Source organism: Streptomyces pluripotens (genome assembly GCF_000802245.2).
Classification (GTDB): domain Bacteria; phylum Actinomycetota; class Actinomycetes; order Streptomycetales; family Streptomycetaceae; genus Streptomyces; species Streptomyces pluripotens.
The window spans coordinates 5,300,270-5,315,865 of the sequence record NZ_CP021080.1; the positions used below are offsets into that span (position 1 = coordinate 5,300,270).

The 15,596-nt window shown below is 69.5% G+C and carries 12 protein-coding genes; 8 read left to right on the forward strand and 4 right to left on the reverse strand.

What is annotated here, in order from left to right; genetic code table 11:
* Positions 1-9 precede the first annotated feature (9 nt).
* On the forward strand, positions 10-216 hold the full coding sequence (locus LK06_RS23930) for a DUF6191 domain-containing protein (protein WP_039653313.1): 207 nt from the start codon (positions 10-12) through the stop codon (positions 214-216).
* 15 nt (positions 217-231) lie between these two features.
* On the opposite strand, the gene LK06_RS23935 is transcribed toward LK06_RS23930, so the two are convergent.
* A complete protein-coding gene (locus LK06_RS23935; protein ID WP_086083480.1) occupies positions 232-1,401 on the reverse strand; it encodes a PQQ-dependent sugar dehydrogenase in 1,170 nt (389 codons plus the stop codon).
* 204 nt (positions 1,402-1,605) lie between these two features.
* Positions 1,606-2,604: an aldo/keto reductase gene (locus LK06_RS23940; protein ID WP_071659085.1), complete on the reverse strand. Its 999-nt coding sequence runs from the start codon at positions 2,602-2,604 to the stop codon at positions 1,606-1,608.
* 76 nt (positions 2,605-2,680) lie between these two features.
* Here LK06_RS23940 and LK06_RS23945 point away from each other — a divergent pair, with 76 nt between their 5' ends.
* From LK06_RS23945 to serA, 6 genes are all read left to right on the forward strand, one after another.
* Positions 2,681-3,673: a 2-hydroxyacid dehydrogenase gene (locus tag LK06_RS23945; protein WP_043432132.1), complete on the forward strand. Its 993-nt coding sequence runs from the start codon at positions 2,681-2,683 to the stop codon at positions 3,671-3,673.
* Between the two features lie 398 nt (positions 3,674-4,071).
* Positions 4,072-7,083, forward strand: coding sequence for a putative bifunctional diguanylate cyclase/phosphodiesterase (locus tag LK06_RS23950; protein ID WP_039653311.1), 3,012 nt, complete (start codon positions 4,072-4,074; stop codon positions 7,081-7,083).
* Positions 7,084-7,327: 244 nt separating this feature from the next.
* On the forward strand, positions 7,328-9,178 hold the full coding sequence (locus tag LK06_RS23955) for an acetolactate synthase large subunit (protein ID WP_174673925.1): 1,851 nt from the start codon (positions 7,328-7,330) through the stop codon (positions 9,176-9,178).
* Between the two features lie 26 nt (positions 9,179-9,204).
* The gene (gene ilvN / locus LK06_RS23960; RefSeq protein WP_030614411.1) at positions 9,205-9,729 is read left to right on the forward strand and encodes an acetolactate synthase small subunit; all 525 of its coding nucleotides are present in this window, start codon (positions 9,205-9,207) and stop codon (positions 9,727-9,729) included.
* Between the two features lie 119 nt (positions 9,730-9,848).
* Entirely contained in the window at positions 9,849-10,847 is a 999-nt protein-coding gene (gene ilvC, locus LK06_RS23965; RefSeq protein WP_039653306.1) for a ketol-acid reductoisomerase, read from the forward strand.
* Between the two features lie 228 nt (positions 10,848-11,075).
* The gene (gene serA, locus LK06_RS23970) at positions 11,076-12,665 is read left to right on the forward strand and encodes a phosphoglycerate dehydrogenase (RefSeq protein WP_039653304.1); all 1,590 of its coding nucleotides are present in this window, start codon (positions 11,076-11,078) and stop codon (positions 12,663-12,665) included.
* Positions 12,666-12,731: 66 nt separating this feature from the next.
* Here the strand turns inward: serA and LK06_RS23975 are convergent, their stop codons facing one another.
* The gene (locus LK06_RS23975; protein ID WP_039653302.1) at positions 12,732-14,261 is read right to left on the reverse strand and encodes an MFS transporter; all 1,530 of its coding nucleotides are present in this window, start codon (positions 14,259-14,261) and stop codon (positions 12,732-12,734) included.
* Positions 14,262-14,386: 125 nt separating this feature from the next.
* Here LK06_RS23975 and LK06_RS23980 point away from each other — a divergent pair, with 125 nt between their 5' ends.
* Positions 14,387-14,977 (forward strand): TetR/AcrR family transcriptional regulator, encoded by a 591-nt coding sequence (locus LK06_RS23980; RefSeq protein ID WP_039653301.1) that lies wholly within the window; start codon positions 14,387-14,389, stop codon positions 14,975-14,977.
* On the opposite strand, the gene LK06_RS23985 is transcribed toward LK06_RS23980, so the two are convergent.
* Positions 14,946-15,401 carry an ATP-binding protein gene (locus LK06_RS23985; protein ID WP_052269956.1) on the reverse strand — a complete coding sequence of 152 codons (456 nt, stop codon included), beginning with the start codon at positions 15,399-15,401 and terminating at the stop codon, positions 14,946-14,948. The two genes, LK06_RS23980 and LK06_RS23985, sit on opposite strands and share 32 nt — an antisense overlap.
* Positions 15,402-15,596 lie beyond the last annotated feature (195 nt).

Consider the following 15,596-nt stretch of genomic DNA (forward strand, 5'->3'; position numbering starts at 1 on the left):
GGAGAAGCCGTGTTCAATGCCTTCGAGGAACTGTTCGCGCCCGGTCGCAAACACACTCGGGACGAGCAGAACAGGCTGGAACTGACCCGTGAGGACGTGGGCGACGGTGACCCCGGACGCGGCCCCATCGACCTCGCGTCCGGGACGGCCCTCATACGGCTGTCCGGACCGCCGCCGAGCGTACCGAAGCCGGAGGACGAGCCGGAAGGGACATGAGCGGATGCGCGGGTGCTACGTCACCTCCACCTCCAGCACCCGGTCGTCCCCCTTCCTCGGCGATCCACGACCGTCCGTGTTGCTCGTCACCAGCCAGACCTTGTTGCCGCCCGCGGCGACCACCGTACGAAGACGGCCGTACTTGCCCGTGAGAAACGCCTGGGGGGCGGCCGAGGCCTGGATGCCCTTCAGCGGGATGCGCCACAGCCGCTGCCCCTTCAGGGCAGCCATCCAGATCACTCCGTCGACGTAGGCGATGCCACTGGGGGAGGCTTCGTCGGTGTGCCACTGGGCGACCGGGTTGTGGAACGCCGGGTTTGACGACTTCCCCTCGGCGTCCGGCCAGCCGTAGTTGTCGCCGGGCTTGATCGCGTTCAGTTCGTCCCAGGTGTCCTGGCCGAATTCCGAGGCGAACAGCCGCTGTCTGTCGTCCCAGGCCAGCCCCTCGACGTTCCGGTGACCGTAGGAGTACACGGGGGAGTCAGGAAACGGATTGCCCGGAGCCGGCTCGCCCTCCGGGGTCAGGCGCAGGATCTTGCCGCCCAGGGACCTCTTGTCCTGCGCCAGCGCCCGTCGGCCGCTCTCACCGGTACCCGCGTACAGCATCCCGTCCGGGCCGAACGCGATCCGGCCGCCGTTGTGCACGTAACCCTTGGGAATGCCCTTGAACACCGTGTCCGGGGCGCTCAGTTGTCCGCCGGGCGGCTTCTGGTCGTCGTAGCGCACGCGGACGATGCGATTGTCCGAGGCCGAGGTGAAGTAGGCGTAGACCATGTGGTCCGAGGCGTAGTCGGGGGACAGAGCGATGCCCAGCAGACCGCCCTCGCCGGCCGGGGAGACCCCGGACACGGTGCCCAGCTCGGTCTTCTGGCCGGTCTTCCCGTCGATCCGGGTGATCGTCCCCTCGTCCCGGGAGGAGACCAACAGATCGCCGTCCGGGAGCGGGGCCAGCCCCCAGGGCGTCTTGAGCCCCTCGGCCACCGTGCGCAGTACCCGTACCGAGCCCTTGGCCGGCGGGGTCGGCTCAGTGACCCGGCCGGACGCCGCGGTGTGGGGCGCCGTACCGTTCGGCACCGTGTTCCCTCCGATGCCCGGGATTCCCCCTCCGCCGGAGGAGCACCCGGCCGTCAGCAGGAGGGCGGCCGCGGTCAGTACGGCCGACACAGCTCGGCGTTGCACGATCATGATCCCTTTCCGGCGGTGATCCAGCGGCAGGTACTTCCACTCATACCCCGCTCCCGTGGCTCGGGCTCCCGTTCCACGGCAACGGCTCGCCATGACCTCCCAGACCCATGACGCCCGTCAGCCCTCACGCCCCTGTCCGGCTCGGATCCCCGTGGGCACCACGATCGCGGTCAGGCGCAGATCCCTGTCCGTCCCAGGCTCTCGTCAGTCCCACGATCCCCGCGCCGACGGCAGCTGGGACACCTCCGCCACGTCGTGCTCGGTCAGCCGCAGCCCGGCCGCGGCCGCGTTCTGCGTCGCCCAGCCCTCACGCTTGGTGCCCGGCAGGGCGATCACGTGGCGGCCCTGGGCCAACACCCAGGCCAGCGCCACCTGGGCCGGGGTAACGTCGCCGCCGTGCCGGCGCGCGATCCGGCGCAGACCCGCGACGATCGGCTGGTTGGCCGCCATCATCTCGGCGGTGAAACGCGGATGGCGGGCGCGCACGTCGTCCGGTTCGAAGCCTTCGCCGGGGGTCAGCGTGCCGGTCAGGAAGCCGCTGCCCAGTGGCATCGCCGCGAGGAAACCCACGCCTCGGGCCTCGCACCACGGCAACAGCGCGTCCAACGCCTCCGGTGACCACACCGACAGCTCCGCCTGCACCGCGCTCACCGGGAACACCTGCTGGACCCGCTGCAGCTGGCGCAGGGTGGTGTCGTGCAGCCTGATGCCCGAGCGGCGCCCGCCGCGTGCCCCCACCGCGCACAGGCCCAGCGCCCGGACCTTCCCGGCCCGGACCAACTCGGCCATCGCGCCCCACGTCTCCTCCACGGGAACCTCGGGATCGGCGCAGTGCAACTGGTAGAGGTCGATCACATCCGTCTGCAGGCGCCGCAGCGAGGCGTCGCAGGCCCGCTTCACGTATCCCGGGCGGCCGTTGGCCACGATGTGCTGCTCGCCCACCAGCAGCCCCACCTTCGTGGACACGAAGGCGTCCTCCCGGCGCTCCTTGAGTACCCGGCCCAGCAGCAGCTCATTGGTGAACGGACCGTACATGTCCGCGGTGTCCAGCAGGGACGAGCCCAGGTCCAACGCTCGGTGAACGGTTCTCAGCGACGCGTCGCCCCGCTGTCGGGACCTGCTGTACGCCCAGCTCATCGGCATACATCCGAGTCCGACGGCCCCCACCGTGAGCGCCCCCGCGCCGATCCTCCTGCGCTCCACCTGCTCGTGAACCTCCCTCTGCCCTGCCCCCAACCTAACCTCTGCGCTATCGCGTCCCTGACATAGCCTCCATGCCATGACTGCAGACGCGTGGCTTCCCATTCCGCCCGAGGAGATCGAGGGGCTTCCCGAGGGGCTGAGGTATCTGTTCTGGGACGGGGGCGAGGACGGCGAACAGGCCTTTCCGGGCGACCCCGCGGACTGTGCCGTCTACGTGGTGCCGTACATGAAGCGGTATTCGGTCAAGGTGCGTCCGCTGAAGCAGCTGACCCATGTGCAGGTCATCCAGACACTCACCGCGGGCGTCGACGACATGACGGGGCACCTGTCGTCCATCGTGCCGGGCGTGCGCTTGTGCAACGCGCGCGGGGTGCACGAGTCGAGCACCGCCGAACTCGCGCTCGCCCTCACCCTGGCCTCCCTGCGCGGCATCCCGGGCTTCGTCCGGGCCCAACAGGAGGAGCGCTGGGCGAGCGCGTTCCATCCCTCCCTCGCCGACAAGAGCGTTCTCATCGTCGGCTACGGCGCGATCGGTGCCGCCATCGAGGACCGGCTCACACCCTTTGAACTTGCGCGGGTGGCGCGCGTCGCGCGCTCTGAGCGCACCACGGCGCGCGGTCTCGTGCACCCGATCACCGAAGTGCTCTCACTGCTTCCGGACGCGGATGTGGTGATCATCTGCACCCCGCTCACCGGGGCCACGAGGGGCCTCGTCAACGCGGGCTTCCTCGCGCGGATGAAGGACGGCGCACTGTTGGTCAACGTCGCGCGAGGGCCCGTCGTCGACACCAAGGCGCTGCTCGCCGAGCTGGAGACCGGACGGATCACCGCAGCCCTGGATGTGACCGACCCGGAGCCGCTGCCGCCCGGACATCCCCTGTGGCGGGCGCCTGGCCTGCTGATCAGCCCGCACGTGGGTGGTCCCTCCTCGGCCTTCCTGCCGCGCGCCAAGCGGCTCCTCGCCGACCAGATCACCCGTTTCGTGAACCGGGAGCCCCTGCGGAACGTGATCCTCACGACGGGGGGCGGCACAGCGGGGGGCGGCACGACGGGAGTAAACGGGCAGTAATCCGTTTCCGGCACCCTCCGCGACCTTTCGGGCGCGGTGTGTGTCGGCGTTCTCCCTGGTCGTCACGGAGCGTAGAGACGCTATGTCCCTGAGTGACGATCCTGGTGTATCGTCCCGGACAGGGGCTGCGCCGCCGACCGTTCGGCGCCGGGGATGGACACTTCAGATCTGTGAGGGGGGCGACGGGCGATGCACGGCCTATGGACGAACGATCCGACGCGGCGGAGCCGCCGACGGCGACCCTGGCGCACGGCCGCGCGCAGACGCGGCCATCACACCAGCCACCACACCGGCCACCACTGTCACCACCAGCGCAGGCACAGCGGTCGCAGGAGGCAGACGCACCCAGCGCACCGGGACCGCAGGGATGCGGGAGCGGCGCGGAGCGGGAGGCCCCGGTGAGCGCGCTCCCCACGGTGACGACCGGCTCCGACGAAGCGGTGCGTGCACCGCACCCGCACGAGGCGCTGCCGCCCGGCCGCCCGGCCCCCCATGGGAGCGCGCGCCTGACGGAGCAACTCATTGTCGCCCTGGTCTGCGCCGGCTACGCCGTCGGTGCAGCCTTCGGCTGGGGCGCGGACGAGCTCAGGCTGATCATGGGAGATTTCGGGTTGAGCGCCGCAGCAGGCGTCGCCGCCGTCTCCTGTTTCCTGTACGCCCGGAATGCGCGCGTGCGCTTCCGCTCCGCCTGGCTGCTGTTCGCCCTCTCCTCGGCCATGGCGGCCCTCGGCAACCTGGTCTGGGGCTGGTACGAGGTCGTCCTGGGGCGGCCGGTACCCAGCCCCAGCTACGCCGACCTGTTCTTCCTGTGCTTCGCGCCCCCCGCCATCGTGGGCCTGCTGGTCCTCGCCAAACGGCCGGTGACCAGGGCAGGGTGGATCTGCCTGACGCTGGACGCCTGGCTGATCGGCGGCTCGCTGCTGACCCTCTCGTGGAGCCTCGCGCTCGCCCAGGCGGCCCGTTTCGACGGCCCGAGCGTGGCGCACACCGCACTGTCACTCGCGTACCCGCTGCTCGACATCGCGCTCGTCAGCATGGTGCTCGCGCTGCATTTCCGCCGCGCCCCGGGCAACCGCACGGCCGTGAACACCGCGATCGGTGCGCTCGCGCTCACCGTGATGTGTGACGCACTGTTCACCTCGCCCCTGCTGCACAGCAGCTACCGCTCCGGACAACTGCTGGACGCGGGCTGGTTCGCCGGCTCGCTGCTGCTCGCCTACGCCCCGTGGGCCGCTCCCCGGCACCGGGACGCACGGGAGGCGCACGTACCCGACGGACGCACGCGCGTCGTCCACGAGCACCTGCCCGGACAGCGGAACACGGCCCACCCGCACGTGCCCGTACTCACCGAGGGCCGCGATCACCGCCGCTACCTGGCAGGCCGGCCGATCACCGGCTCCCTCGCCGCGCTCGCCCCGTACCTCGCCGCCGCGGTGTGCACCCTGGGCATCCTGTACAACGTCCTCAACGGCCGAAGGCCCGACCACGTCGTGCTGGTCACCGCGGGGGGCGTCGTGCTCGCGCTCGTCATCCGCCAGGGCATCATGCTGCTGGACAACATCACCCTCACCCAGGAACTGGCGCAGAAGGAGAACCACTTCCGCTCCCTGGTGCAGGGCTCCAGTGACGTCATCATGATTGCAGCACCGAACGGCATCCTCCGGTACGTCTCCCCGGCCGCTGCCGGGGTCTACGGCCGGTCCGCCGAGGAACTGGTGGGCACCGAACTGGCCGCGCTCATCCACCCGGAGGATCTGGGCTGTGTGGTGCACGAGGTGCGCCGCTTCCTCGCTGCCAATCCACTGGACGAGCCCACCACCCGCATCGAGTGCCGGTTCCGCTCCGGCGCCGGTGGCTGGCTCAACGTCGAGTCCACCGTCAACCGGCACCATGGCGGGCTCATCTTCAACAGCCGCGACGTGACCGAAAGAGTGCGACTGCAGGCGCAGTTGCAGCACAACGCCGAACACGACCCACTGACCGACCTGCCCAACCGCGCGCTGTTCACCCGGCGCGTGCAGCAGGCTCTGTCCGGCCGCCGTGCCACCGACCGGGGTGCCGCCCTGCGGGGTACGGCCGTGCTCTTCATCGACCTGGACGGCTTCAAGGCCGTCAATGACACGATCGGGCACCAGGCCGGGGACGAACTGCTGGTCCAGGCCGCCCGCAGGCTCCAGGACGCGGTCCGGCAGGGCGACACCGCGTCCCGGCTGGGCGGCGACGAGTTCGCGGCGCTGATCGCCGGGGACGGCACCCGCGATCGTGCCGCCCGGGAACGGAATATCTTGGAGCTCGCCGACCGCCTCAGGGGAACCCTGTCCCAGCCGTACGCCATCGGCGGCAACGACGTCCGGGTGAACGCCTCCATCGGTGTCGCCTTCGCCGAACCGGGCCTCGACGCCGGCGCGTTGTTGCGCAATGCCGACCTCGCGATGTACCGGGCGAAATCGGCCGGGAAGGGTCGGGTGGAGCTGTACCGGCCGCAGATGCAGCAGGACGTCGTACGCAAGGCGGAGCTGGCCACCCGGCTGCGTGCCGCGCTGCACGACGGTGAGTTCACGCTGCTGCACCAGCCGGTGGTGTGTCTGGACAGTGGCCGGATCACAGCGGTCTCGGCGCAGGCGCGGTGGCGCTCCTCCCAGGGCGTGCTGTTCACCCCGACCGAGTTCCTGCGGGTGACCGAGGGCGGCGGCAAGACCGCCGAACTGGACGGTTGGCTCCTCCGGGAGGCCGTGAAGCAGGCTGCCGAGCGGGCCGCGACCGGGCTCGTGGTACCCGTGATCGTGCGGGTGAGCGCCCGGCGGCTGCTGGACCGCTCGATTCCGCCGGGCTCCGTGGAGGTGCTGCTGACCCGGAAGGGGCTGCCGCCCGGGGCCCTGGTCATCGAGGTGTCCGAGACGGAACCCGGGCTCTGCCTGGAAGAGCTGGAGCGGCGTCTGGCCGCGCTCAGCAGACTCGGGGTGCGGATCGCGCTGGACGGCTTCGGCAGCGGATACGCGGCCGTCACGGCCCTCAGGCGGCTTCCCGTGGACATCCTCAAGCTTGACCGCGGCCTGGTCGACGGGATCGTGGAGTCCGCACGGCTGCACAAGATCACTGGTGGCCTGCTGCGCATCGCCGGCGACCTCGGGCTGCAGTCCGTGGCCGAGGGCGTCGACCTCCCCGAACAGGTGGCCGCCCTACGTGCGATGGGCTGCACACACGGTCAGGGAGCAGCCTTCGCGGGTCCGCTGGACGAGTACCGGTTACGCCGGGCGCTCGGATCCGGCCACTATCCCGTGCCGCATGCCCCGGCCGAACCGGCGTTCGCGGGCAAGAGCGCGGGGGTGTATGCGGGAGGTGTTCCAGCTGTCTTCGGAGGCGGCAGTTCCCTTCGTTCACATTCTGAGACGCCTGTCCCACCCACTTGACACGTAGTGCGTGCCGGGGGGAGGGTCAGTGCCATGCGCACCCGAATTCTCGTACTTGGAACGCGCGTCGGCTGAGCTGGGACCCACCGGAGGGCGATCCGGAATCCCCAGCGACCTTCACCGGCGCGCTCCCCTCGCTTGCCTTACGGCACGAGGGGTTTTTTGTTGCACGAGTGCCGTTCGTGCAGCGCTTGAACTCCGCCCGAACCTCGCAAAAACCCTCAGCATCGAGAAGAGAATGCCGATGACCGAGCAGGCCACCGGGGCCCACCATCCGCAGCCGCGGCCCCGTTCCGGAGGACAGCAGTCCGCACCCGTCGAGCACGTCACGGGTGCGCGGTCCCTCATCCGCTCCCTTGAGGAGGTCGGCGCGGACACGGTATTCGGCATTCCCGGTGGTGCGATCCTCCCGGCGTACGACCCGCTGATGGATTCCACCCGGGTGCGGCACGTCCTGGTCCGCCACGAACAGGGCGCCGGCCACGCGGCCACGGGTTACGCGCAGGCCACCGGGAAGGTCGGCGTCTGCATGGCCACGTCCGGCCCCGGTGCGACGAATCTGGTCACGCCGATCGCCGATGCGCACATGGACTCGGTGCCGATGGTGGCGATCACCGGCCAGGTGGCGTCCTCGTCCATCGGCACAGATGCCTTCCAGGAAGCGGACATCGTCGGCATCACCATGCCGATCACCAAGCACAACTTCCTTGTCACCAAGGCCGCGGACATCCCGCGGGTCATCGCGCAGGCCTTCCACATCGCCTCCACGGGGCGTCCGGGACCGGTTCTGGTCGACATCGCCAAGGACGCCCTCCAGGCGAAGACCACCTTCTCCTGGCCGCCGGTGATGGACCTGCCCGGCTACCGTCCGGTGACCAAGCCGCACGCCAAGCAGATCCGCGAAGCGGCGAAGCTGATCACCACCGCCAGGCGTCCCGTCCTCTACGTCGGCGGTGGCGTCCTCAAGGCGCAGGCCACCGCCGAGCTGAAGGTCCTCGCCGAAATCACCGGAGCGCCCGTCACCACCACTTTGATGGCGCTCGGCGCATTCCCCGACAGCCACCCGCTGCATGTGGGAATGCCGGGCATGCACGGTGCGGTCACCGCCGTCACCGCGCTGCAGAAGGCCGACCTGATCGTCGCCCTCGGTGCCCGCTTCGACGACCGCGTCACCGGCAAGCTGGACAGTTTCGCCCCGTACGCCAAGATCGTGCACGCGGACATCGACCCGGCCGAGATCGGCAAGAACCGCGTCGCCGACGTGCCGATCGTCGGGGACGCCCGCGAGGTCATCGCCGACCTGGTCCAGGCCGTGCAGAAGGAGCACAGCGAGGGTCACAAGGGCGACTACACCGCCTGGTGGAGCGACCTCAACCGCTGGCGCGATACCTACCCGCTCGGCTACGACCAGCCCGAGGACGGCTCGCTCTCCCCGCAGCAGGTCATCGAGCGGATCGGCCAACTGGCTCCTGAGGGAACGGTCTTCGCGGCGGGAGTCGGCCAGCACCAGATGTGGGCCGCCCACTTCGTCCAGTACGAGCAGCCCGCCACCTGGCTGAATTCCGGTGGCGCCGGAACCATGGGCTACGCGGTCCCGGCCGCGATGGGCGCCAAGGCCGGCATGCCGGACCGGATGGTCTGGGCGATCGACGGTGACGGCTGCTTCCAGATGACCAACCAGGAACTGACCACCTGCGCTCTGAACAACATTCCGATCAAGGTGGCCGTCATCAACAACGGCGCCCTCGGAATGGTCCGCCAGTGGCAGACGCTGTTCTACAACCAGCGCTACTCCAACACCGTGCTGCACAGCGGCCCGGAGGACGTCAACCCACAGGCCAGGGGCACGCGCGTGCCGGACTTCGTGAAGCTCTCCGAGGCGATGGGGTGCGTGGGCCTGCGCTGCGAGCGTCCCGAGGACCTGGACAAGGTCATCGCGGAGGCGAACTCCATCAACGACCGCCCGGTCGTCGTCGACTTCATCGTCCACGAGGACGCGATGGTGTGGCCGATGGTCGCCGCCGGCACCTCCAACGACGAGATCATGGCCGCCCGGGACGTCCGCCCTGACTTCGGCGACAACGAAGACGACTGACGAGACTGGCAAGGAAGAGCACACACATGTCCAAGCACACGCTCTCCGTCCTGGTGGAGAACACGCCGGGCATCCTCGCCCGGATCGCCGCTCTGTTCTCCCGCCGCGGGTTCAACATCGACTCGCTCGCGGTCGGTGTCACCGAGCACCCCGACATCTCCCGCATCACCATCGTGGTGAACGTCGAGGACCTTCCGCTGGAGCAGGTCACCAAGCAGCTCAACAAGCTCGTCAACGTACTGAAGATCGTCGAGTTGGAGCCCGGTCAGGCCGTTCAGCGTGAACTCGTTCTGGTGAAGGTCCGCGCCGACAACGAGACCCGCTCCCAGATCGTGGAGATCGTCCAGCTGTTCCGCGCCAAGACCGTCGATGTCTCCCCGGAAGCCGTGACCATCGAGGCCACCGGTTCCAGCGACAAGCTGTCCGCCATGCTCAAGATGCTGGAGCCGTACGGCATCAAGGAGCTGGTCCAGTCCGGCACGATCGCGATCGGCCGTGGCGCCCGTTCGATCACGGACCGCTCGCTGCGCGCCCTGGACCGATCCGCGTAAGGCTGGACACGGGCGGCCGGCGTCCCCCGGCCGCCCGTATGCCGAGACCCTGAGACTTCCTGCCTGCCCGCCGTCATACGGTGGGACGCATCACCTGCACACCAAGGAGAGAACCCAAAGTGGCCGAGCTGTTCTACGACGCTGACGCCGACCTGTCCATCATCCAGGGCCGCAAGGTCGCGGTCATCGGCTACGGCAGCCAGGGCCACGCCCACGCCCTGTCGCTCCGTGACTCGGGTGTCGACGTGCGGGTCGGTCTGCACGAGGGCTCCAAGTCCAAGGCCAAGGCCGAGGAGCAGGGCCTGCGTGTGGTCACCCCGGCCGAAGCCGCTGCCGAGGCCGACGTCATCATGATCCTGGTCCCGGACCCGATCCAGGCCCAGGTCTACGAGGAGTCCATCGCCCCGAACCTGAAGGACGGCGACGCGCTGTTCTTCGGTCACGGCTTCAACATCCGCTTCGGCTTCATCAAGCCCCCGGCCGGCGTCGACGTGTGCATGGTCGCCCCGAAGGGCCCGGGCCACCTGGTCCGCCGCCAGTACGAGGAGGGTCGCGGCGTGCCCTGCATCGTCGCCGTCGAGCAGGACGCCTCCGGCAACGCCTTCGCTCTCGCCCTGTCCTACGCCAAGGGCATCGGTGGCACCCGCGCCGGCGTCATCAAGACCACCTTCACCGAGGAGACCGAGACCGACCTGTTCGGTGAGCAGGCCGTTCTCTGCGGCGGTACGGCCGCGCTGGTGAAGGCCGGCTTCGAGACCCTGACCGAGGCCGGCTACCAGCCGGAGATCGCCTACTTCGAGTGCCTGCACGAGCTGAAGCTGATCGTCGACCTCATGTACGAGGGCGGCCTGGAGAAGATGCGCTGGTCCGTCTCGGAGACCGCCGAGTGGGGCGACTACATCACCGGCCCGCGCATCATCACCGACGCCACCAAGGCCGAGATGAAGAAGGTCCTCGCCGAGATCCAGGACGGTACGTTCGCCAAGAACTGGATGGAGGAGTACCACAGCGGTCTGAAGAAGTACAACGAGTACAAGCAGCAGGACTCCGAGCACCTGCTGGAGACCACCGGCAAGCAGCTGCGCAAGCTGATGAGCTGGGTCAACGAGGAGGCGTAAGTCTCACACCAGGGGGTCGGGGCGGGCAGCCCCGGCCCCCGTTGTCCACCCCGTCCAGCCACGGACGGGTGATCCTTCCGCAGAGGCGCAAGACGACCTCCGCCACGCCACTAGACTGCTGCACAACACGCGTCAGGCCCACAGCGTCGTGCGTCTTCCGCGGCTAGCCCCCTCCACCGCCAGCGGCCGTCGGGACGGCCGTCCGCATTGGACTTGTGAGGACCTCACGTGAGCTCGAAACCCGTCGTACTCATCGCCGAAGAGCTTTCGCCCGCGACCGTCGACGCACTGGGCCCGGACTTCGAGATCCGGCGCTGCAACGGAGCCGACCGTGCAGCACTGCTCCCCGCCATCGCCGACGTCGACGCCATCCTGATCCGTTCTGCCACCAAGGTCGACGCCGAGGCCATCGCCGCGGCGAAGAAGCTCAAGGTCGTCGCGCGAGCCGGCGTCGGCCTGGACAACGTCGACGTCTCCGCCGCCACCAAGGCCGGCGTGATGGTCGTCAACGCCCCCACCTCCAACATCGTGACCGCCGCCGAGTTGGCCTGCGGTCTGCTGCTGGCCAGCGCACGCAACATCCCGCAGGCCAACACCGCGCTGAAGAACGGCGAATGGAAGCGCAGCAAGTACACCGGTGTCGAGCTCGCCGAGAAGACCCTCGGCGTCGTCGGCCTCGGCCGTATCGGTGCCCTCGTCGCGCAGCGCATGTCTGCCTTCGGCATGAAGGTGGTCGCCTACGACCCCTACGTGCAGCCCGCGCGGGCCGCGCAGATGGGCGTCAAGGTGCTCTCCCTGGACGAGCTGCTGGAGGTCTCCGACTTCATCACCGTCCACCTGCCCAAGACCCCTGAGACACTCGGCCTCATCGGCGACGAGGCGCTGCGCAAGGTCAAGCCGAGCGTGCGCATCGTCAACGCCGCCCGCGGCGGCATCGTGGACGAGGAGGCGCTGTATGCGGCGCTGAAGGAGGGCCGGGTCGCCGGCGCCGGCCTGGACGTGTACGCCAAGGAGCCGTGCACCGACTCGCCGCTGTTCGAGTTGGACCAGGTCGTCTGCACCCCGCACCTGGGTGCCTCGACCGACGAGGCGCAGGAGAAGGCCGGCATCGCCGTCGCCAGGTCGGTCCGCCTCGCCCTCGCCGGTGAGCTGGTGCCGGACGCCGTCAACGTCCAGGGCGGGGTCATCGCCGAGGACGTCAAGCCGGGTCTGCCGCTCGCCGAGCGCCTCGGCCGTATCTTCACCGCGCTCACGGGTGAGGTCGCGGTCCGCCTCGACGTCGAGGTCTACGGCGAGATCACCCAGCACGACGTGAAGGTACTGGAGCTGTCCGCGCTCAAGGGCGTGTTCGAGGACGTCGTCGACGAGACGGTGTCCTACGTCAACGCCCCGCTGTTCGCTCAGGAGCGCGGCGTCGAGGTCCGGCTGACCACCAGTTCCGAGTCGGCCGACCACCGCAACGTGGTGACCGTGCGGGGCACGCTGGGCAGCGGCGAGGAGGTGTCGGTCTCCGGGACGCTGGCCGGCCCCAAGCACGTCCAGAAGATCGTCGCGGTCGGCGACTACGACGTCGATCTTGCGCTCGCCGACCACATGGTCGTGCTGCGCTACGAGGACCGCCCGGGTGTCGTCGGCACCGTCGGCCGCATCCTCGGCGAGGCGGGCGTCAATATCGCCGGCATGCAGGTCGCCCGTGCGGCGGCGGGTGGTGAGGCGCTCGCGGTGCTCACCGTGGACGACACGGTGGCCCCCGGCGTGCTGACCGAAGTGGCGACGGAGATCGGGGCCACGTCGGCCCGGTCGGTGAACCTGGTCTGAGAACCCGGAGAGCGCCGGACGGGTCGAGGTCCCCTCCTCGGCCCGTCCGGCGCTCTCCTGCGTCCCCTACTCCTCCCCGGTCCCGATCCGGCGCAGTGCCACCGCCGCCCCCAGTGCGGCCAGTGCCAGCACCGTCGCCCCGGCGATGGCCGCTCCGCGCATTCCACCGGTGAACGCCTCCCGGGCCGTGGCGAGCAGGGACGCACCGGTGCGGTCCGGTAGGTGAGCGGCCGTGGCGAGGGCACCGCCGAGGGTCTGGCGGGCCCCGGCCGGTGCGGTGGCAGGCATCTCGTGCCGGTAGAGGGCACTACCGATGGAGCCGAGTACTGCCATGCCCAGCGCGCCGCCGAACTCGGTGCCGGTCTCCAGCAGGGAGGATGCCGTGCCCGCCCGCTCCGCCGGGGCGCTGCCCATGGCCAAGTCGGTCAGCTGGGACATGATCGCGACCAAGCCGGAGGCGAGGACTCCCGCCCCGGCCAACACCAGCCACAGCGAATCCGTACCGGTGAAGGCGAGCGTTGCGAAACCGGCAGCCATGGCCGTGAAGCCGCCGGCGACGACGTGTCCCTGGTGGACGCCCCGTTGGACGAGGTGCGTGGTGAGGGGAGCGGCGACCGAGAGGAACACCGAGGGCAGCAGGCTCCACAAGGCCGCCGACAGCGGGCTCTTGCCGAGGACCGACTGCAGGTACTGCGTGGTGAAGATGGCCGAGCCCATCATCCCGAACGCCGAGACGAGGGTCAGGACGAGCGCCGGGGCGAAGCCGCGGCCCTTGAGCAGGGCCGGCGGGACCAACGGTGAGCCGGTGGTGCGCTGCCGGTGGACGAACAGGGCCGCGAAGAACAGGCCGAGGGCGACCGAGACGACGTACAGCGGGTGCCAGCCCTCGGACGGGATCTCCTTCAGCCCGTAGATCACCGGGAGTACGGCGGCCATCGACAGCGGGACGCTCACCCAGTCGAACCGGCCGGGTTCGGGGTTCCTCGACTCGGGCAGCAGCACCGGGCCGAGCAGCAGGAGCAAGAGCATCGCGGGCAGGTTGACCAGGAAGACCGAGCCCCACCAGAAGTGCTGGACCAGGATGCCGCTCATCACCGAGCCGAGGGCGATGCCGCTGGTCATCACGCCGGACCACAGCCCGATCGCTTTCGCGCGCTGTGCCGGGTCGGTGAACATCGTGCGCAGCAGACCCATGGTCGACGGCATCAGAGTCGCGCCCCCGACGCCCAGGACCGCACGGGCCGCGATCAGGGTCTCGGCGCTGTTCGCGGAGGCGGCGAGGAGCGAGGCGCACCCGAAGGCCGCCGCCCCCATGAGCAGGAGCCTGCGACGGCCGATGCGGTCGCCGAGCGAGCCCATCGTCATCAGCAGGCCGGCCAGGACGAAGCCGTAGACGTCGAAGATCCACAGCTGCTGGGTGCCGCTCGGCCGCAGGTCGGCGCTGATCGCGGGGGTCGCGAAGTACAGGACCGAGACGTCCATGGAAACCAGCAGCAGCGGGAGCATCAGTACGCCGAGAGCGGTCCACTCGCGGCGTCCGGCACGGGTCGGGGAGGGCGGGGGACCGGTCGGGGCGGTGCTCGTCAGATGTGCCATGAGGCAGGAATGTACGCGCGTATCAAACGCTTGTCTAGGACGAATGTATGAGACGAATGTATGGGACGCATGTGCAAATCATGTGTCTAGGACGGCCGTATGGATCGCGGAGTAGGGTGACAGGCATGGGACACCGTGAGGATCTGCTAGAAGGCGCCAAGCGCTGCCTGTTGGAGAAGGGCTTCGCACGCACCACCGCGCGGGACATCGTCAAGGAGTCGGGGACGAACCTGGCCTCGATCGGCTATCACTACGGCTCGAAGGACGCGTTGCTGGCGCAGGCGTACGTGTCGCTGGTGGAGGGGGCGTCCGCGGCGTTCGCTGGGGACGCCGGCGCCGGGTCCGGCGCCGCGCCGGGCTCCCTGGAGCGGTTCCGGGAGGTGTGGTCGAACATCGTCGCCACCATGCGCGAACCCGGCTCGTTCTGGCGGCTCAGCGCGGAGATCGCGGTCATGGGTGATCAGTTGCCCGAGGTGCGCGACCACCTCGCGCGCGCCCAACGGGAGGCCTCGCGCGGCTTCGTCGCCCTCTTGATGGGGGGACGCGAGGAGGACGTGCCGGAAGACGCCGTCGACACGCTCGGTGCCTTCTACACGGTCCTCATGACGGGCCTCATCGCCCAGTGGACCTTCGACCCGAAGACCGCACCCGACGGGGCCGCGCTCGCCGAGGGGCTACGGCGGATCATCGAGGCCGCGAACGCCAACCAGGGCTGACCGGTCGGCCGGGCGCGGCCGTGCCGAGCCGCGCCCGGACCGTCTTGCCGACCTCCGCCCGCAGGAACCAGTCGAGTTCCTCCGCGAGCCGGCCGACGAGGAGGAGGCCGCGGCCACTCTCACCGCCAACCTTCCTGCCGCCCGGCTCGGGGAACGCCGGTACCGGGTCCGACACGTCGACGAGCAGCCCGCCGTCCTCCAGTTCGGCCAGTCGCAACCACAGTTCGTGGCCGGGGGCCCTGCCGTGCAGCACCGCGTTGGTGACCAGCTCCGACGTGACGAGCACGGCGTCCTCGATGTCGCCGGTCCAGTTCCAGAGGGTGAGGTGGCGGCGGACGTGGAGGCGGGCCAGGCGAACGCTGCGGGCGGTCATCGGGTAGCTCATCGACCAGTCGTGGGTGAGGGAGGTGGGGGTGGGGGACATGGGGGGCTCCGTTTCGTGCAGTTGCTGTTCAACCACGGTGACGGGCCGTTCCACTCGACATCAATCGAAACTCGCCTGATTAATCAGTGAGTTGGAAAGTGGACTATGCCTGGTTCTGTGCAAACGGCTGCGCGAGCAACGCACGCGATGTCACACTCTGCACACGGTGGTCACCGGCACGCACGGCAGCGCAAA